This window comes from Myxococcota bacterium (assembly GCA_040387835.1).
Lineage (GTDB): Bacteria > Myxococcota > UBA727 > UBA727 > JABDBI01 > JAZKCZ01.
Map to the genome: position 1 here is coordinate 181,450 of JAZKCZ010000002.1, position 18,525 is coordinate 199,974.

Below are 18,525 nucleotides of genomic sequence, written 5' to 3' on the forward strand. Positions count from 1 at the left end.
GATTTATAGACCTGCCATATCGATGACAAATCGATACCTAACGTCACTCTTAACAACACGCTCATAGGCTGCATTTACTTCTGCCGGTGAAATCAGCTCAATCTCTGGGGTAATTTCATGCTTGCCACAAAAATCGAGCATCTCTTGGGTTTCTTTCAGCGAACCGATTAAAGATCCTGCATATGAGCGGCGCATCCCAATCAACGGAAAGGCGTGAATTGCCGGCGCCTTTTCTGGCACTCCCACAACAACTAGAGTCGCATCCAATTTTAACATTCCCAAATAATCGCCCATATTCAAATCAGCCGACACGGTATTAACAATCAAATCAAAATGGCCTGCATATTGTTTAAACACCTCAGCGTCATGAGTCAGAACAAAATGATGAGCGCCCATTTTTAAAGCATCTTCACGCTTTTTTTCCGAGTGACTTAAAACGGTAACTTCTGCTCCCAGGGCAGCGGCCAGCTTTACCCCCATATGGCCAAGACCTCCCAGACCTAAAATCGCCACTTTCTTGCCCGGACCCGCCTTCCAATGTTTGAGCGGAGAATAAAGCGTGATCCCAGCGCAAAGCAAAGGTGCTGCCTTTTCAAGCGAAAGTGAAGTAGGAATTCGCAAAACGTAATTTTCATCAACCACAATCGTGTCTGAATACCCGCCTTGCGTGACACCCTGCGTATGTGGATCGGGTGAGTTATAAGTGTATGTCCCACCCTTAACGCAATATTGCTCTAGATCCTGCTCGCAACTTGAGCATGCTCTGCAGGAATCTACCAAACACCCAACACCGACCCGATCACCAACTTTGTACTTAGTGACGCCTGATCCAACGGCGCGGACTATGCCGGCAATTTCGTGCCCCGGCACAAGGGGATAGGTGACATTGCCCCATTCGCTACGCACCGTATGGATATCCGAATGGCAAATGCCGCAAAACTTAATATCAATAACGACATCACGTTCTTTGGGCTCTCTGCGTTCGAAAGCATATGGGGCAAGTGGTTCTTTTGAAGAAAAAGCGGCAATCCCTTTGGCATTGATCATGTGGATGCCTTATCGTTAATGCAGGAAAAAATCATGAACATTTTCTTAACTATCTTGCAAGTTCTTCTCGCTATTCATACCGCTGTTGGCGCCGTGTGGAAGTTTTCGAATCCAGCACAGATCATCCCGTCATTGAGCATCATCCCTGAAAATTTATGGTTGGCTTTAAGCATCCTAGAATTGCTCTGCTGCTTAGGGCTAATCCTACCGATAATAATCAAGCGCCTAAACAAGTTGGCTTCAGCTGCCGCGCTGGCCATTACAGCTGAAATGCTGGCCTTTTGTGGCGTGCATCTATACTCAGGCTACCCACAACATGGTCAGATGATTTATTGGTTGGTGGTTGCAGCCATCAGCGCGTTTGTCGCTTATGGCAGATCAAAAAATTAGGACAAATGGTGGAGGCGGCGGGAATTGAACCCGCGTCCGAAAAATCGTCTCAAAAAACTTCTACACGTTTAGCCTTCGTATAATTTCGCTATTCAACAAGCCCGAAGGCGGGCGATGAATGGCGCCTTCGATTATCTCCTCACCACCCTTTGAAAATCGAAGAAAAAAGAGTGGCCAGCCTGATTGATGCATCGACCTCCCCCGCTCAGACGGTGCCGGGGAGCGATGAACTACTTATCGTTTTTTAGGCGACAGCAAGTTTAGCGCTGTTATTGTTAGCGTTTATATTTTTCCAGTTTTTTTAACACGGTTACTGAAAACCCGCGACGTGCCATTTTTCGTTCTTATTCCCCGTCGAAACCAGGTCGCCCCCATGGCGTCCTACTAAACCATTTTAGGCTTAAATTCGCCAAAGCGCAAGGCTAAGGCCTGGTTGAGAGATCTTCATCCGTGGGGCAAATGGACATATCAATTTTGGGGGCTGCCGCTGTGACACAAGCAGGGTTCGTTTCGTCCGTCCCTGGCACGACTTGCAGCCAAACAGGCCTCGTAAAACCGTTCACAAAGGTCACGTCTAAATAAGTCGTAGGCCCTAGCGTGCTGCCATTACCGGTTTGTTCACATCCCGCGGTATTCGCAAGCGTACAACCGAAAGTGCCCTCTACCGCCGTTTCGATATCTGGTTGAGGCCCGTACGAACGTCCAGTATAACCGCCATTATCTCCTGTTTCACCTGTCGCGCAATTAAATCCGGTCGGATCACATCCAGTTTTCGACCAAATATTAAAGCTTTGCAGGCCTTTTGCCTGCGTCTTATAGCGGTGACTACTTCCTGGCGCCAACGAAATTAAACAATCGTCAGCATTGACAGTCATATTTGGGACGCCTGTAGGCGGTGGCACACAATAAGCTGGAACAGGAGCGGCCGCGGGCACTGGTTTAGCCTGCACCCAAATAGGATAACTGCAGTTGTTGTATGCCCCGAATCTGGAATCAGACGTCCCAAAGATGGTGCTGAGTTGCGCATTGGATAAAACGGCTGAGCCTGGGCAAAATATAGCAATGCTCTTTGACTTCGCCGAGTTACAAACGGTTTGGCCTGCAGCATCGTCGTATTGCCAAGTATAATACCCTTTGGGATTGACAGCCTTAAGGTTGGCCACATACTTAGATCTCGATAATGGTCCCATGGCGCCAATAATATGTGCCAGCCCCCCAGTAGACGCACCACCATTCGCTGCGAAGCAAAAACCTCTGTTATCACCACAAAAATTGCCCCAAGCATTTAAAATAGAGTAATTCGTATTGCCAGCAACGTTCGGCACCGGAGACGTTTGACCACTGATATCATCGTTACTGTAAGGGTTTGCATAGAGAAGGGTCGCGTCCAAATAAGTAGGCACTTCCACCGGAACAACGATGCTCGGATCCTCATAAGTAATTTGATTGCCTATACCGAGGCCGCCCCAGACAGTTGGAGCATTCACAATCGTCGCTGGAGACATGCACCCAAGAGGTTTGCCAGAGTCATACAAATTTTTGACCTGCAGGTTTATGGACTCCATTGGGGTCGTTGTTTTAACCCAGTTTTGACAGGAAAATCCGTTGGCAAAGCTGCTATCAATCTTACAGCTATCGACTATTGGTCCTGCAGGTGTGATCTGTTGTCCCGGTGCAGTTTGGCTTTGATTCTGAATAGAACACGTACCCGTTTGGGAAACGGTTCCCCCTGAAGTCATTACATAGAAGTAACAATTATTGCCCACCGCAGAGTTGACGGTAGGACAGCCAGGGCAATTGAGCGTGGCACCAACAGGACAAAGCCAGGCTTTGAAAGCATTCACGGGGATTCCTGCCGCAGCATAATTTGACTGATCTACAATCGAACAGTTGGCATTAACGGGGCGTTCAAACACATCAAGCAACTTTCGGTCGTAGCCTGTGAAACTCGTAATCGTATTAAACCTTGGAGCAGCTTTCAGATAAGCCATCGCAGCGGACCAATTAGCCTGACCAATTTGGTTGAGCGCATCGGTTAATCCGTTTTCCTGCCACGCTGCCAAAAATTCAGGCGTATAGACAGAGCCCCAAAGCACCTGATCAGCGGCATCATTGCTATAAAGCGCCCAATTCGTTCCGTCTAAGCCGGAAGGATTAGACGGTGTATTTGGATTTTGGGAACCGGATCCGCTCGAGCAATCAAGAATAAGTACTGTCAGCAATCCGAAGAAAATCAAATTTAGGCGCACATAATTAGCATATAATTTGATCCAACTGACAATCAAGTATCTTCTTGAATGATTTGCTCAAGCGCAGCCTGAGCCTTTTCGCCTTCTGGGGTGTCTGCAAAGTTTTTACTCACATATTCAAAGCGAGCGGCCGCGCCTTTAACTTTGTTTCGCTTTAAGTAAAACTGACCGACGTGTAAATCTCTCGCCGCAAGCTGAGATCTGAGTTGCAGACGCATCTTTCGGGCTTCTTCCACCGATTTGTCTTCAGGATACTGAGCCAAATATTTGTCCAAAGCAGTTAAAGCTTCGGCAGTAGCCGTCTGGTCTTTCACGTAATTGCTGGGAAGAAAGAAGTAATTTTCTGGAATGGCATTGTAGTAAGCCTTGGCGATTTGAAACCAAGCATAAGCGTTTTGCTCATGTCTTGGATGGAAACGAAGATAGAAATCATAGGCGTCAGCTGCCTCCAACCATTTTTCTTGAGCAAAATACAGATCGCCCAGTCTTAAATCACTCAAAACGGCATATTTCGAGTAGGGATATTTACTTCGAACTTCTTCGAAATGCTTGTGTGCGTCTTCGTAAAGTTTGGCCGCAAATGCTTTCTCTGCAGCTTCGTAGGTGCCTTTAATGTTGTCTTGGTAGGAAACCGTTTGGCCAGTTTGAACGCCGGCGCAAGATCCGAGCAATACAAGCGATAACAAAGCAAAGCTTTTCATTCCGACACTCCTACATCAATGAGTTCAATCTGTCTTTCAGGGACAGAATAACCTAAAAAAACACTCGATAGCGCTCTGAACCGCTCAGGCGCATCGGTAACATAAACTTTAAGCTCACCGCTGTCTCTATTTGACGGTTCAAACTGCGCCAATGCCGCTGTGGCGTGCCCACTATCGATCCAAATCGTTTCAGCTGGCATCACTTTCTTCAATGTCGTCAATAGCATCGGATAATGCGTACAGCCTAAAATAACAGCCTGAGGAAGCTTCGGCAGCTGATCCAAATAGTGCCGCGCTAGACTTTCAGCGATGGGGCCTTCAATCAGACCTTCTTCTACCAGCGGTACCCACAATGGGCAAGCCAATGAAAATACCTCGCCCTTATACCCCTGATTATTCAAAGTTTTTTCATAGGCATTGGAGCCAATGGTTCCTGTGGTTGCTAAAACCGCAACCGACTTGATTTCGGGCCGATTCGAAACTTCAAAAGCGCCTGGTTTAATAACGCCTAGCACCGGGATCGAAAGCTCTTTTTGTAACGCAGGCAGAGCATGAGCAGTCGCCGTATTACAAGCCACCACCAGAAGCTTAAGATCTACCGAACGCATTAAAGCTTTGGCATTGTTTAAAGCATACTTAATAACTGTTTCAGGGCTCTTGGTGCCGTAGGGAACGCGAGCGGTATCCCCCAGGTAAGCCATTGATTCATTAGGGAATTTCTTCAAAAGCGCAGATAAAACGGTTAAACCGCCTAATCCCGAGTCAAATACCCCAATGCTTCTATTGTCTGCCATATTCGCTGATATACTATATAAATATTGCAAAAAATCAACTGGGGCGAAACAAATTGGACCTTCAGCCGATATGCCCCATATGGCTCATCGCATTTTGATTGCCGACCCCAATAAGACGGTCCGACTGGCCGCACAAATGATATTTGCCAAGTCTCCAGATGTCATCCTGGCCACTGCTATCAATAGCTTTGATGCGCTGAACAAAATGCATTTGCTAAAACCGGTGTTCACACTGATGGATGCGGAGCTTGCTCATCAATTATGCACGAATCTAAGTCGGACACCTTGCCCGGTGGTCGTTCTAAGAAAGCCGTTTTCTACGGTTGATTTGGTCGCTCAAGTAAGAGAAGCCTTAAGCAGCCTGATTCCACAAAGCCAGAATCAAAGTTACCCCACCGAGGCCAGCGAAAATAATGTCTAAAAGCATCGAAATCATAAAAGGCGTAAAAAATCTTTTAGCAATTCGAGCGATCGATTCAAGTCGCTTTTGGTCAACCTGATAAAATTTGTAATTAATTGTCTCGATATAGCGCTTCAATAAAAAAAATAGAAATACCGCGCCAGCACTTGAAAATACGCTCAATGCGATACCTAGGTTTTGCGGATAGATCATACCTTGATCGAGCACACTAATCGCCACCGTAATCGAAATGGCGTTGACACATAGCATTGCCGTCAAAAAATGGCTTAAAAGTCCGGCTTTGATGTTTCCAAATTCGGACACAGAAACATTTTTAATGTATTCCATATATAATATATAACATAAAACCGAAATAAAACGCGCGTTCCAACTGTTAACCTTAGATGAATAGATGGACAATGTTAGTCATATGCGCCTACGGATTTACGTGCCAAGCCCAGAAAGTTTTTCAAGATCACATATATAGCTACAATGCCAGCGTGTTTTTCGATCAAAGCGGGCTTTCGGTCAATGCAACGCCCCATGAGCGAGAGGCCGAATTCCTCAAACGTAAAGCCAAAGCTTACCAACAAGTCGTTGCTTCTGCCGTTGCTCCCATGATCATGGGGGGCGCCCTTTATGTGGGTTATATTTCACTACCACATCGAGCTAATCGGCCACCTGCAGCTGCTGCTGTTGGATTCGGCAGTGCAGCACTCTTTTTCTCAACGGTTTTTTCAGGCATCGTTCAAACCATCACACAACCGTACTCATTGGAGCTGCAGCAAAGTATTACTGGCTTTATTGAGTCTGCGCGCCGAATATTTTCCGGCCCCCCCAATGATGAAATTCAGCAACTTGAAATCGAGTATGTTAAAACCAAACCTCAATACTCAAGCAGCGCCAGTGGAGCCATCGAATGGCATTTCCGAAAATTAAGAAAGCCGGATTCCATGCGGATGATCGAAACCTCCGGGCAAAAAGAAGACCCAGCTCTACTCTTTTTGCGAAACGCGCTTTCTCTGCCCAGACTCCCTAAAAAGATTACTTACGATCAAGCCCGGTTCATGAGGCAATTTGCGCCTTACCAAGAAATGATGTCTGGCAACCCATTTCATGATTTCGAGAGGTTTGGCCGTGCGCTTGCCAGAGCCAGCACACATCAAAATCTAAAGCTTAAAACGTCCCTTTATCTTCAAGGCCCACCCGGCGTTGGCAAAACAGAAGCTGTTTTCAGACTAGGTGCAGCTCTAGACATTCCAGTAATCAAAATAAATCTAGCCGAATTTCATAGCATTGCCGACCTGAAGGGAAGTAAATGCGAATATTTTGGAGTATCGAAGTGTACTCCGGGCTATATTGCAGAAGAGTTGATACGACTATCCAGTGAGGGTAAGCCGTTTAAAAATGTCATCCTATTTTTCGACGAAGCCGACCAGGTCCTGAATCGTAGACATGAAGGACAAAGTCACGAATTCGTATCTTTCATGCTAGACCTTCTAGAAGGCAAAACTCAATCGCTTCACAATTCATATTTTGGCTTCGACATCGATATCAGGCATTTTGCCTGTATTCTCGCTGGCAACCAAATGCTTCAAAATGCCGCTTTAGAAAGTCGGCTGGATTTGGTGACTTTTGGAAACTACACGAAAAGCTATCGCATTGCTGCGGCCAAAGAACGCTTTTTGCCTGAGATTTTATCGCAATATCAAAACATAATTGGACTCGGCGATTTCACCGAGCAAGACTGGAAAGCGATAGACGCTATCGCCGCATCCGAGCATGCCGTTTTAGAAACAACCGGCCAAGATCCAGGATTTCGAAATCAAATCAGAGCTTTAGATCGTTTCGTGCATCAAAAAATCGGAGACTCGCCATCAGCAGCATCGTCAGCCAACTGAAACTGAAGGCCAAAATCGGCACCAAAACGGGCCATTTTTTCTTCCTGTGCCTTGCTGGCACCCACTGAAATTGCACCTAGTCGGCAAGCGCATTCAAACAGCTTGCCGGTCTTATTTTTGAGTGTTTCCACAGTTTTTCGAGGGCTGATCAAGTCATCGACTTGGCCCAAAATCATCCCCAAGCTGCCGATAGCCTCGGACAAAACCAAACACTGCCTAGCTGGTTGAACGGCTGCGTTTGCTACAAACCTGAAAGCGTCAGATAAAAGCGCGTCCCCAGTTAAAACCGCAATCGCTTCGCCAAACTTTCGATGTGTGCTGGGTTTACCGCGGCGATAGTCATCGTCATCCATGCACGGCAGATCGTCATGTATGAGCGAATATGCGTGTATGTATTCCACTGCCAGCGCAGCGGGCATAGCTAAGCGCAACGCATGCTTGCCGGAGAGCTCTGCTGCCTCAAAAACCATAAGCGGCCTAATTCTTTTACCTTCGCCTAAGAGCGCATAACTCATGGCTGCTTTCAAAAGCTTGGCGGCAGGCGTTTTGTTGCCTTCAAAGCGTTCATCCAGACTGCGCTTAAGGCGCATTTCAAAGTGGCTTTTTAGTTCCATCGGCCATCAACTGTTCGATTTTACCTTGCATTTCTTGCAGGCGTTTCTCTGCGTCTTTAACCGCTTTCACGCCTTGCTCATAAATTTCCAAGCTCTTTTCCAAAGGCTGATCGCCTTTTTCAAGTTGACCAATTAGGGTCTCTAAGGTTTTTAAAGTTGTTTCAAATTCCATTTTTCTCTCTCACTGTGACACCTAAACTTCCGTCCGACAACCGAAGGCTCAAGGAGTCTCCTACTTTGACCTGCTCTATCCGTGAAACAATATGATCCTCATGATAGACTGCGCCGTACCCACGAAGAAGAACTTTCAAAGGCGATAAAGCCTCAAGCCGTGCAGCTGCCACGCCAAAACGCTCTTTCGCTCTTTGCATGCGCCTTTGCATCGTTTTTTCCAGGCGCTGCGCCTGCACATCCAAACGTTGTGCAAACTGCAGCAACATTGCCTGCGGTGAAATTAATCGTTTCGAAAAATTTGCCAAAGCCAGCTGGACTTTAGAAACCAGCGCCTTGGCAAGCTTATGAAAGCGGTTCTCATAGACACTCAGGCGCTGCAGGAGCTCCGCCTTATCTGGGACGACCGTTTGAGCGGCATGAGTCGGCGTCGCACAACGCAAATCAGCCACGAAATCTGCGATGCTAAAATCCGTTTCATGCCCAACTGCACTAATAATCGGCGTTTGACAGGCGTAAATCGCTCTGGCCAGAACTTCTTCATTAAATGCCCAAAGATCTTCCAAAGACCCACCACCGCGGCTTAAGATAATCACGTCGCATTCACCGCTATTATCCAACTTACGCAAAGTTTCAGCCAGCTCCACGCTGGAGCCCTGCCCTTGAACACGGGCCGGCCCAAGCAAAATATTAACGCCAGGCATGCGCTGCCTAAAAATCCGCAGCATATCTTGCAAGGCTGCACCTTGCGGCGATGTAACCAGCCCCACGGTCCTTGGGAAAAATGGCAATGGCTTTTTAATGCTTGGATCAAAGAGGCCTTCTTTGTGCAGTTTCTCTTTGAGTTGCTCGAAAGCCAACGCCAACGCACCAGCGCCCACCGGCTCCATTTGCTCAACAATAATCTGAATTTTACTCTGAGGGGCGTAAACGGACACTCGGCCCTTCACACAAACCAACATGCCGTCTGCCGCTTCAAATTTCACTCTGTCACAAGCAGCTTTAAACATGACAGCCGGAACAATCGCCTGATCGTCCTTCAAATCAAAATACCAATGACCAGACCGCCACGGTTTAAATGACGAAATCTCGCCAATCAACATCACCGATCGGTATTTGGCTTCCAAATCTAGGCGCACGCTGGCAATCAGTTGGCTAACGGTTAAGGCATTTTCCATGGGCAGCACAACTTATGTTTGCCTTAGACAAAACAATCAAGGGGCTATTGACGGCCGTCCAATACCAGCTTAAGAGCTAAAGCTGTTGCCGGAGTGGTGGAACTGGTAGACGCGCTGGACTCAAAATCCAGTGTCCTCACGGGCGTGTCGGTTCGATTCCGACCTCCGGCACCATCATGCAAATACTAATGATTTCGATTGCGCTGATTCTAGGCCTATTGCTTGGGGCAGTGCTTTTTTATTTTTGGTTTCAAAACCTATCGGCCAAAGCGCTCTTGGCAAACAACCATTCGTTTATTGGGCTGGCTCAAACGGGCGTTTTATCTCCGCTTAAAGACTCGCTCGAAAGAATGAATGAGCATATCCGTGATTTGGAAAAAAGCCGTGAAGGTGCCTATCAAGCCTTGCATCATCAGGTGAGCTTGCTGAAGACAGAAACGGAAACTTTATCCAGAGCACTTCACTCACCCACGGCGCGTGGACGCTGGGGAGAGTTTCAGCTTAAGCGCGTGGTTGAGCTAGCCGGCATGATGTCTCATTGCGATTTCGAGGAGCAAGTTGTTAAGACGACCGACAACGACACCATTCGCCCGGATCTGGTGGTTAAACTGCCCGGTAACAAATGTATCGTGGTTGACGCCAAGGTCCCGCTTTCCGCCTATTTACGCGCAGTGGAATCGGACGATAAAGTCCATCAACAAAATTGTTTTGACGAACATGCCGCGCAGCTCAAAAAACATATTCAGCAGCTTTCCAAAAAGGCCTACTGGAAGCATTTTGAGCCATCGCCTGAGTTTGTGGTCCTATTTTTGCCCGGTGAGATTTTCTTAACCACCGCCCTGGCACATCATGCCGATCTAATTGAATTCGCAGCAACTCAAAATGTTATCCTAGCCACGCCCATGACCCTGATCGCCATGCTCAGGGCTATTGCCTACGGTTGGCGACAAGAAGCTTCCAATGACAATGCCCAGCGCATCGCCGCTAAAGCTAAAGAAGTCTGCGACCGGCTTGGCGTCTTGGTGGAACACTTCGAAAAGCTCGGAAAAAATCTTAAAAACTCAGTGGAAAGTTATAATCAAGCGGTAGCAAGCTTCGAAACCCGGGTGCTGGTGAGCGCCCGTCAGATGACCGACTTGGGCGAATTCGAAGCCGGAAGTAACATCAAGACGCTAGAACCGATTGAGAAAACACCACGATGCTAACTTTGCTTCCTAGACCTTTTCGTCATCTTTTATTTGAAGAGCATGACAACCTAAACTCACTCGTTAATGAGATATTCGAATCATTGGCCTTGCTCATGTCGAATTCCGAAAGCCTCGTCGCAGCCAAAAAAGCGATTTTAATGCTTGGTCCGACCCCACAAGAATATGATTTCAGACCGCTGGAAGATCTGCACCAAGATTTAGGACGTATCGGCCCCGGCTTTGCAGCGCTCTTAGAAAATTCATTGGAATCGGGTGATCTCTTTATTGAATCCCCTATTCAAATTGATGCCTACTCACCAGCGTTGCGCGAGCGGCTTAAGCCATTGCAGGAAGCGGCTGACAAACTCAGCCTTCTGGACCTCAATTACTCTGTCCAAGCAGCCCAGATTGTTCTAACGTGCCTCAAAACCTTATATCCCCAAGCTCAAATCGCTGATTGGCTGGCAGCTCGAGGATGTAGTGATGAGATCGTGAGGACATATCAGTGAATGAACGTTGGTACCGCCTAGCCTATACTGCAAGACAAATAGATGAACGTGCTGCACTTTACATCCGCCGAGGTATGGGTTGGTCATATCACGCACGATGCGCAGGGCACGAAGGCATTCAGATTGCCTTGGGCTTGGCATTTAGGCCCGACCAAGATTTCTTGTTCAGCTACTATCGCGATACAGCAACCGTTCTAGCCGCAGGCATGACGCCATACGAGTTAATGCTCAATGGCCTATCTAAAAACGATGACACGGGCTCTGGCGGCAGGCACATGTCGAATCATTTTGCGAAGCCTTCCATCGGGATTCAATCCGTTTCATCATGTACCGGTAATCATGCCTTGCATGCGGTCGGTGTTGCGCGAGGCATTGTTTACTACGGAACTGGCGGCGTAGCGCTCTGTTCTCAAGGTGAATCTTCTACCTCCGAAGGCTATTGCTACGAAGCTTATAACGGCGCCTCAAGAGAGAAGCTGCCGGTCCTATTTGTTATCCAAAACAATGGCTACGGCATTTCGGTGCCTGTATCCGAGCAGACGGCTAACCCATGTGTCGTGGACAACTACACGGGCCTTAAAAACATGCTCATCGTTCGCTGCGATGGGACCGACTTTGAAGATTCGCATAAGGCTGTGCAAGAAGCACTGGCCTATATCAAAAGTGGTAAAGGCCCCGCCATGGTTCACGCCCAATGTGTCCGCATGGGCGCGCATTCAAACTCCGATGCGCACGATCTGTACCGCCTTAAAACAGACATTGAAGACGCTCAAAAGAAAGACCCACTGATTAAACTTAGGGCGATGCTGAAACCCAAAGTTGCAGCCAAGATCGAAGAAGAAGTTGCTGCAGCGCTTGACCAAGCAGCTTTAGATGCTGAAGCCGCGCCAATACCAACGGCTGAATCGGTATTTGAGTTTGCGATGCCACCGGCATATGAGCCGGACCTCACCCTAAATCCCTCTCCAGCGACTGGAGAGGGACTTGAAGCGGAGAAGCTTCGAGAGGCGATTACTCGGACGTTGCACGAAGAGTTTACTCATAATCCGGACACTTTTTTATGGGGTCAGGATGTTGCCTCCAAAGACAAGGGCGGAGTTTTTAACTTAACCAAAGGCATGCTGTCCAAGTTTGGACCCAAGCGCATTTATAACGGACCCATTGCTGAAGATTTTATCGTTGGCACCGCGAATGGATTATCACGCTTTAAGCCTGAAATTCGCATTGTGGTTGAAGCAGCGCAGTTTGCCGACTACGTATGGCCCGCGATGGAACAGATTGTCGAGATGAGCCACGAATACTGGCGCACCAAAGGCCAATTTGCACCAAACGTGGTGCTCAGACTGGCCTCCGGCGGCTATATCACTGGTGGTTTGTACCATTCACAAAACGTTGAAGCCATCATGAGCCATTTGCCCGGTGTTCGAGTGGTGTATCCAGCTTTTGCAGATGACGCAGCCGGTTTACTTAGAACCGCGCTCAGATCCCAAGGCATGACCTTCTTTTTAGAACCGAAATATCTTTATAATCGCGCTGAAGCCAAAGGCCCTAACTTAGGCACAGAACATGCCATTCCCTTCGGCCAAGGCCGCGTCCGAAATCCTGGCAGCGATTTGAGCATCATCACTTACGGCAACACCGTTCATATGGCTCTGAACGTTGCCAAAGAGTTGGAAGCGCAAGGCCACAGCATCGAAGTATTCGATCTGCGTTCCATCAAGCCGCTGGATGTCGCTGGTATCGCAGAGACGGTAAAAAAGACCGGCCGTGCATTGATTGTCCATGAGGACCACCGCTTCGGCGGCATCGCGGGCGAGATCACGTCGGTGATTAACGAAAACTGTTTCGAATATCTGGACGCGCCAGTACGGCGAGTCGCAGCACTGGATATACCCATCGGTTTTTCTAAAGTGTTGGAAACAGCAACCCTGCCACAGCCTGCGCAAATTCAGCTGGCAGCTTTAGAGTTGCTTGCTTATTAAGAAGTTTATTCGGTCTTAGAAGCGCCTTTCCATTTGGCCGAAGCAGCAGCAACCAAGCCGCTCAGCAATGGCATGACTTTCGTATAAGCAGCAAATACCAAACCATCAATTTTATCAACGGCGGCAGCGTTGAAACTTTGCAACGTTGCACATTTTGCGGATGCGTAAGTATACGAAGCTGCGCCAAATGCCGCAACCATTGCATTGCCGATGCTCTGACAGTAAGTGCATTGTGGCTCAGGTGCTGATTGCTCGTCATGCGCAAAAGACATAGAAGCGACCATCATCATCACGGCTATTAATTTCGAGATTAGTTTCATGTGAACTCCCTGCTTATAAAACAAAAAGGAGCGAGAAACTAATCCGGAAAGCAACTCTCCTAATTACGAACGATTTCCGGCTGGCGCTTTTTCAGAATCGCTTCTTCATCAACAATCACTCCGGTGACATCTTTCTCGCTCGGAATGTTGTACATAACTTCAAGCATGGCAGCTTCAAGAATGCTTCTCAGGCCCCGAGCACCTGTTTTCTTCTCTAGTGCTTGCTTGGCAGCCGTCTTCAAAGCTTCTTCGGTGAATTTTAACGCAACGCCATCTATTTCAAACAGCCTGGTGTATTGTTTCGTCAGCGCATTGCGTGGCTCAGTCAAAACGCGGATCAAAGTTTCTTCGGTGAGTTCTTCTAGAGTCGCTATGACCGGGAGCCGTCCCACAAACTCTGGAATCAGGCCATATTGCAGTAAATCGTCGGGCTGGACCTGCTTCAAATAGTCCGCGGGGCGCTGTTCACCTTTGGACATGACCTTAGCGCCAAAACCGATGCCCTTTTGGCCAACGCGATTTTCGATAATCTTTTCGAGACCATCAAAAGCCCCACCGCAGATAAACAGGATTTGGGCGGTGTTAACTTTCAAAAACTCTTGCTGTGGATTTTTGCGGCCGCCGCGGGGAGGCACATTGCACAGGGTTCCTTCCATGAGCTTTAGCAACGCTTGCTGAACCCCTTCGCCGGAAACATCCCGGGTGATGCTCCGAGATTCGCTTTTTCGAATAATCTTATCGATTTCATCAATATAAACGATGCCGCGCTCAGCTTTAGAGATATCCCCATCTGCAGCCTGAAGCAGATTGGCGATCATGGTTTCAACATCTTCACCCACGTAGCCGGCTTCCGTGAGGCTGGTGGCGTCTGCCATCGCAAATGGCACTTTCAAGATGCGGGCTAAAGTCTGCACCAGCAAAGTTTTGCCACTGCCGGTAGGGCCAAGCAGTAAAATGTTGCTTTTGGACAGCTCAACATCCGTTGTATCGAGCGTGCTGATGATGCGTTTATAATGGTTATGAACGGCTACCGCTAAGACTTTTTTGGCACGTTCTTGACCAATGACATACTTGTCCAAAATGTCTTTGATCTCAAAAGGCTTTAGCAACTGCTCTTCTTCGGCGTGTTCAGAACGCTTTTGAATTTCATCCGCTACAATATCATTGCACAGAGCGATGCAGTCTTCGCAAATATAAACATCTGGGCCAGCAACCAACTTTTTAATCTCTTTTTGCGATTTATTGCAAAAAGAACAAATTAAATCACCGCCATCATTACGCCCAACCAACATCAACCAACCTCATGCCGTGCAACGACTTTATCAACTAGACCGTAAGCAATGGCTTCTTCTGCACCTAAGAAGAAATCTCGGTCAGTATCGCGCTCAACTTGCTCAACTGGTTTTCCGGTGTGTCTGACTAAGATTTCGTTGATAAGCTTTTTAATTTTTAGGATTTCACGAGCCTGGATTTCGATATCCGTGGCCTGCCCTTGCGCACCGCCCAATGGTTGGTGAATCATCACCCGGGAATGAGGCAGAATGAAACGTTTGCCTTTGGCACCCGCGGCCAGCAAGACAGCGCCCATGGATGCAGATTGGCCCACGCAGATGGTAGATACGTCACATTTCACATATTGCATGGCATCATAGATAGCCAAGCCCGCTGATACCGAACCGCCTGGCGAGTTAACATATAAAGTAATGTCCCTGTTGGCGTCTTCACTTTCAAGAAATAGCAGCTGCGCCACCACGGAGTTCGCAATATGATCATCAATCGCGGTGCCCAAAAAGATAATGCGGTCTTTTAATAGGCGCGACCAAATATCATAGGCGCGTTCACCGCGAGGGGTTTGTTCGATAACGGTAGGTGGAAAATAAGTCATTTGTCTTCTCCGTAAAATATTGGACGGCCGGTCGGGATTTCGAGTTCTGAAATTTTATCATCAGAAATCTGCTCTAATTCTTTTAGCAAAGCCCTGAGTGAGTTGCCATGGGCTACAATTAAAACAGTCTTACCCGCATTAAGCAATGGCTCTATGCTGGCTTTATAATAAGGTATTACCCTTTTATAGGTATCCTGCAAGCTCTCACCACCGGGCGGGCGAGTGGCATAACTTCTGCGCCATAGCCTAAATTGGTCAGCGCCATATTCCTTTTCGACTTCGGTTTTATTAAGACCCTGCAAATCACCATAATTTCTTTCGTTTAAAGCCGCATCTTGAATAATCGGACAATTTTCCTGAGCAGCCGCTTCCAGCGCTATGAGAGCCGTATCAAGTGCGCGTTTTAGATTTGAGCAAAACACCTGATCGATCTGAGTATCCCTAAGCTGCTTGCCGGCGGCGATTGCCTCTGAAACGCCCTGCTCACTTAAATCCACGTCAACCCACCCCGTGAATCTGTTTTCTTGGTTCCAAGTGGATTGACCATGTCTGAGTAAGATAAGTCGTCTCATATTGACTTTGATAGATGAGAAAGGCATAATCGACAATATGTCCCAAGGGCAGTTTACTCGTTCAACTCAAAGTTACGAAAAATATAAAGCAAACTTGAATGCGCTTTTCGATGGTAAAAAACGTCTTATCATTCCAGATAATGACGGCACGCCTATCGTCGCTGCGCCTAAAAGAGCGGTGGAAAAATCCAACCGACGCCTGTCGGGGACACCACTGTTTAGCTATGAGATTTTTCTTGAAGCCATCAAAAGGTCTGTGACCCCTGACGAAGTCACGCGCACCATCGATGCGCTACTGGAATCGGGTCACCAAATTCCTCAAGATGAAGATATCTTATCCAAGGCGTTAATTCATCGCGACGAATCAGTTGTCGTGACGATGCTTAATAAGCTCAGCGAACTACTCAGCAAGCAAAGTTCTAAAAATCCGCGTCTTTTGAAAACGCGGCTTGAAAACTTGCTTTTGATTTGCAGCTCGCCGGACATCAGAGGTCTGGTGCCGGCTTTGCAAAGCAAACTATCGTTTTAAAACGCCTCGTCTGACATGGCCATCAAACCTAAATCGCTTTTTTCGATGGCAGCTTTTGTCATGCCTAGATTCGGCAATGCCTCTTTACAAAAGAATCTGACCGAGGCCAGTTTGCCTTCATAGAAGGCTTTGTCTTTGCCGGTAGCAGAAGCCATCTTTTGCGCAGCAACCTCGCCCTGCCAGATCATAAGCCAGCCCATCACCAGCTCGGCAATGCCAAAGAGAATGCGATTGCCTTGCAAACCTACGTGATACAGCGATTCACCCATCTTACCCATCATCAGGATTAAGACGCCTTCAGCATCGGTAACGGCTTGCTCCAAAAGCGCATACTCAGGCGCCAACACATCTTTGGCGGCTTTGTTCTTCAATGTATCCCGCATCTTTTCAAGCAGCACCTGAAGGGTAGCGGCACCGTTTTTAGCGATCTTTCTAAAGATCAAATCCAAAGCCTGGATGTGCGTTGTGCCTTCATAGAGCGAGTCAATTTTTTGGTCCCGAATATACTGTTCAATTGGATAGTCGGTCAGGTAGCCGGACCCGCCGTAGCACTGCAAAGACGTGCCCAGAATCTCATAGGCTTTGTCCGTATTGTAACCCTTTACCAACGGCAACAAGAAATCCAGCATGCGCTCATCTTCTTTAGAGCCAGACATCAAAGAAATATCCTGCATAAGTGCAGCGTATGAGCAAAGCGCACGCATGGCCTCCGCATAACTCTTTTGGAACATCAACATACGACGAACATCTGGGTGCCTAATAATTGGAACGCGCGGTGCGTTCTTGTCCATAGCATTAGCCAAATCGGGCCCCTGCACACGTGATTGGCAATAATCCAGCGCATTCAAATAGGCGGTCGACAAAGTTGACATCGACTTAACGCCTACAGCCATCCGGGCTCGCTCGATAACTTTAAACATCTGTCTGATGCCGTCATGCACATTGCCCATCAAAAGACCACGGGCCGGCTTTTTTTCGCCGAAAGTCATCTCACAAGTTGCTGAGCCTTTAATACCCATCTTCTTTTCAATATTGGTACAATAGGCACCATTGCGCTCGCCCATCTTGCCGTTTTCATCAACCCAAAACTTAGGCACAATAAACAGCGAAAGCCCTTTGGTCCCGCTTTCCGCCCCTTCTGGCCTGGCCAGCACTAAATGCAGAATGTTTTCGGCGGTATCGAAATCGCCATTGGTGATAAAGCGTTTGACGCCCTCAATCTCCCACTCATCGCCTTGAATATGTCGTGCTTTAGCACGGCCTGAGCCCACATCACTGCCGGCATCTGCTTCGGTGAGCACCATGGTGGCACCCCAGTGGCGATCCATGAAGTTTTTCTCGAAGCGCTTAATTTGCTCAGGTGTGCCCATACGCGTTACTAATTCAGCACCGCAAGCACCGAAAGTATACAGCGCTACCGGCGGATTCGCGCCGACTAGAAGTTCAAAAAATGCCCAGTAGGCTGCCTTTGGAAATTGAAACCCCCCTGCACTCTCAGGCGCATCAAAGCGATGCCAATCGCCTGCATAAAAGGCCTCGATGCTCTTTTTCATGCCTTCTGGCAAACTAACGTTACCCTCGGCATCTAGCTTAAGCGGAACTCTGTCGCCTTCTGCAAAACTTGTCGCAATTTTTTCCTGACAAACAGCATCAAAAGCTTGCAGTGTCTCCCTCACCATCGCTTCGTCTTGATCTTTATGGACGCCTTGTCCAAGGACTTTTTCCTGAACGCCCAACACTTCAAATAAATTGAAAAATATGTCCCGAAGGTTACTTTTGTAGTGGTTCGACATCGTCATTTTGTCATTGCCTCTCTTTGAATAGAACTCCTAAAACGATTTTGGCTTAGAAACAAGTCTATTGACGGGGCCGTATCAATGCTGATAGGCGAGAGGCTGGATTTTTTGGAGAGATGGCCGAGTGGCTGAAGGCGCGCCCCTGCTAAGGGCGTATACGGGAAACTGTATCGAGGGTTCGAATCCCTCTCTCTCCGCCACCTAAAAACCCACCGTCACCAACTAAAAAAGCCAGCTTATATTAGCTGGCTTTTCGTATTTATTTACTATTTATTTCTAGTCCATTAGTGAGAACGCACG

20 protein-coding genes, 2 tRNA genes and 1 other RNA gene are annotated in these 18,525 nt (G+C 47.8%); 9 read left to right on the forward strand and 14 right to left on the reverse strand.

What is annotated here, in order from left to right:
- Nucleotides 1-3 precede the first annotated feature (3 nt).
- A complete protein-coding gene (locus tag V4534_03515) occupies nt 4-1,047 on the reverse strand; it encodes an NAD(P)-dependent alcohol dehydrogenase (protein ID MES2503927.1) in 1,044 nt (347 codons plus the stop codon).
- A gap of 33 nt (nt 1,048-1,080) precedes the next feature.
- Between V4534_03515 and V4534_03520 the strand changes: the two genes are divergently transcribed.
- The gene (locus V4534_03520) at nt 1,081-1,437 is read left to right on the forward strand and encodes a DoxX family protein (protein ID MES2503928.1); all 357 of its coding nucleotides are present in this window, start codon (nt 1,081-1,083) and stop codon (nt 1,435-1,437) included.
- Nucleotides 1,438-1,443: 6 nt separating this feature from the next.
- On the opposite strand, the gene ssrA is transcribed toward V4534_03520, so the two are convergent.
- The 4 genes from ssrA to murI form a co-directional block, all read right to left on the reverse strand.
- Nucleotides 1,444-1,810, reverse strand: a transfer-messenger RNA (tmRNA) gene (ssrA, locus tag V4534_03525).
- A gap of 49 nt (nt 1,811-1,859) precedes the next feature.
- On the reverse strand, nt 1,860-3,686 hold the full coding sequence (locus V4534_03530) for a hypothetical protein (protein ID MES2503929.1): 1,827 nt from the start codon (nt 3,684-3,686) through the stop codon (nt 1,860-1,862).
- Between the two features lie 32 nt (nt 3,687-3,718).
- Entirely contained in the window at nt 3,719-4,387 is a 669-nt protein-coding gene (bamD, locus tag V4534_03535) for an outer membrane protein assembly factor BamD (GenBank protein MES2503930.1), read from the reverse strand.
- A complete protein-coding gene (gene murI, locus V4534_03540; protein MES2503931.1) occupies nt 4,384-5,181 on the reverse strand; it encodes a glutamate racemase in 798 nt (265 codons plus the stop codon). Before murI ends, bamD begins: the two co-directional genes overlap by 4 nt.
- A gap of 70 nt (nt 5,182-5,251) precedes the next feature.
- On the opposite strand from murI, the gene V4534_03545 reads away from it, so the two are divergent.
- Nucleotides 5,252-5,602 (forward strand): hypothetical protein, encoded by a 351-nt coding sequence (locus tag V4534_03545; protein ID MES2503932.1) that lies wholly within the window; start codon nt 5,252-5,254, stop codon nt 5,600-5,602.
- Here the strand turns inward: V4534_03545 and V4534_03550 are convergent.
- On the reverse strand, nt 5,534-5,929 hold the full coding sequence (locus V4534_03550; GenBank protein ID MES2503933.1) for a hypothetical protein: 396 nt from the start codon (nt 5,927-5,929) through the stop codon (nt 5,534-5,536). The two genes, V4534_03545 and V4534_03550, sit on opposite strands and share 69 nt — an antisense overlap.
- A 71-nt stretch (nt 5,930-6,000) precedes the next feature.
- Between V4534_03550 and V4534_03555 the strand changes: the two genes are divergently transcribed.
- Complete coding sequence (locus V4534_03555; protein ID MES2503934.1) at nt 6,001-7,482, forward strand: ATP-binding protein; 1,482 nt, start codon at nt 6,001-6,003, stop codon at nt 7,480-7,482.
- Here V4534_03555 and V4534_03560 read toward each other — a convergent pair.
- From V4534_03560 to xseA, 3 genes are read right to left on the reverse strand one after another with little or no spacing between them, the layout of a single operon-like run.
- Nucleotides 7,437-8,072: a polyprenyl synthetase family protein gene (locus tag V4534_03560; protein ID MES2503935.1), complete on the reverse strand. Its 636-nt coding sequence runs from the start codon at nt 8,070-8,072 to the stop codon at nt 7,437-7,439. The two genes, V4534_03555 and V4534_03560, sit on opposite strands and share 46 nt — an antisense overlap.
- 1 nt (nt 8,073) lies before the next feature.
- Nucleotides 8,074-8,268, reverse strand: coding sequence for an exodeoxyribonuclease VII small subunit (gene xseB, locus V4534_03565; GenBank protein MES2503936.1), 195 nt, complete (start codon nt 8,266-8,268; stop codon nt 8,074-8,076).
- Nucleotides 8,258-9,445, reverse strand: a complete 1,188-nt coding sequence (xseA, locus tag V4534_03570) for an exodeoxyribonuclease VII large subunit (protein ID MES2503937.1) — start codon at nt 9,443-9,445, stop codon at nt 8,258-8,260. The genes xseB and xseA overlap by 11 nt, the downstream gene beginning before the upstream one ends.
- Before the next feature lie 87 nt (nt 9,446-9,532).
- Between xseA and V4534_03575 the strand changes: the two genes are divergently transcribed.
- From V4534_03575 to V4534_03590, 4 genes are all read left to right on the forward strand, one after another.
- Nucleotides 9,533-9,619 (forward strand) — tRNA-Leu (locus tag V4534_03575).
- A 2-nt stretch (nt 9,620-9,621) separates the two neighbouring features.
- The gene (locus tag V4534_03580) at nt 9,622-10,650 is read left to right on the forward strand and encodes a DNA recombination protein RmuC (GenBank protein MES2503938.1); all 1,029 of its coding nucleotides are present in this window, start codon (nt 9,622-9,624) and stop codon (nt 10,648-10,650) included.
- Nucleotides 10,644-11,141, forward strand: coding sequence for a hypothetical protein (locus V4534_03585; GenBank protein ID MES2503939.1), 498 nt, complete (start codon nt 10,644-10,646; stop codon nt 11,139-11,141). The genes V4534_03580 and V4534_03585 overlap by 7 nt, the downstream gene beginning before the upstream one ends.
- Nucleotides 11,138-13,123 (forward strand): thiamine pyrophosphate-dependent enzyme, encoded by a 1,986-nt coding sequence (locus V4534_03590; GenBank protein ID MES2503940.1) that lies wholly within the window; start codon nt 11,138-11,140, stop codon nt 13,121-13,123. Before V4534_03585 ends, V4534_03590 begins: the two co-directional genes overlap by 4 nt.
- A 5-nt stretch (nt 13,124-13,128) precedes the next feature.
- Here the strand turns inward: V4534_03590 and V4534_03595 are convergent, their stop codons facing one another.
- The 4 genes from V4534_03595 to V4534_03610 are packed head-to-tail and all read right to left on the reverse strand — an operon-like array spanning nt 13,129 to nt 15,900.
- A complete protein-coding gene (locus tag V4534_03595; protein MES2503941.1) occupies nt 13,129-13,443 on the reverse strand; it encodes a hypothetical protein in 315 nt (104 codons plus the stop codon).
- A gap of 59 nt (nt 13,444-13,502) precedes the next feature.
- Nucleotides 13,503-14,735 carry an ATP-dependent Clp protease ATP-binding subunit ClpX gene (gene clpX, locus V4534_03600; protein MES2503942.1) on the reverse strand — a complete coding sequence of 411 codons (1,233 nt, stop codon included), beginning with the start codon at nt 14,733-14,735 and terminating at the stop codon, nt 13,503-13,505.
- On the reverse strand, nt 14,735-15,328 hold the full coding sequence (clpP, locus tag V4534_03605; GenBank protein MES2503943.1) for an ATP-dependent Clp endopeptidase proteolytic subunit ClpP: 594 nt from the start codon (nt 15,326-15,328) through the stop codon (nt 14,735-14,737). The genes clpX and clpP overlap by 1 nt, the downstream gene beginning before the upstream one ends.
- Nucleotides 15,325-15,900 (reverse strand): 2,3-diphosphoglycerate-dependent phosphoglycerate mutase, encoded by a 576-nt coding sequence (locus tag V4534_03610; protein ID MES2503944.1) that lies wholly within the window; start codon nt 15,898-15,900, stop codon nt 15,325-15,327. The genes clpP and V4534_03610 overlap by 4 nt, the downstream gene beginning before the upstream one ends.
- A 37-nt stretch (nt 15,901-15,937) precedes the next feature.
- Between V4534_03610 and V4534_03615 the strand changes: the two genes are divergently transcribed.
- Nucleotides 15,938-16,429: a hypothetical protein gene (locus V4534_03615; GenBank protein ID MES2503945.1), complete on the forward strand. Its 492-nt coding sequence runs from the start codon at nt 15,938-15,940 to the stop codon at nt 16,427-16,429.
- On the opposite strand, the gene V4534_03620 is transcribed toward V4534_03615, so the two are convergent.
- Nucleotides 16,426-18,228 (reverse strand): acyl-CoA dehydrogenase, encoded by a 1,803-nt coding sequence (locus V4534_03620; GenBank protein MES2503946.1) that lies wholly within the window; start codon nt 18,226-18,228, stop codon nt 16,426-16,428. The genes V4534_03615 and V4534_03620 overlap by 4 nt on opposite strands.
- A gap of 107 nt (nt 18,229-18,335) precedes the next feature.
- On the opposite strand from V4534_03620, the gene V4534_03625 reads away from it, so the two are divergent.
- Nucleotides 18,336-18,425 (forward strand) — tRNA-Ser (locus V4534_03625).
- Nucleotides 18,426-18,525 lie beyond the last annotated feature (100 nt).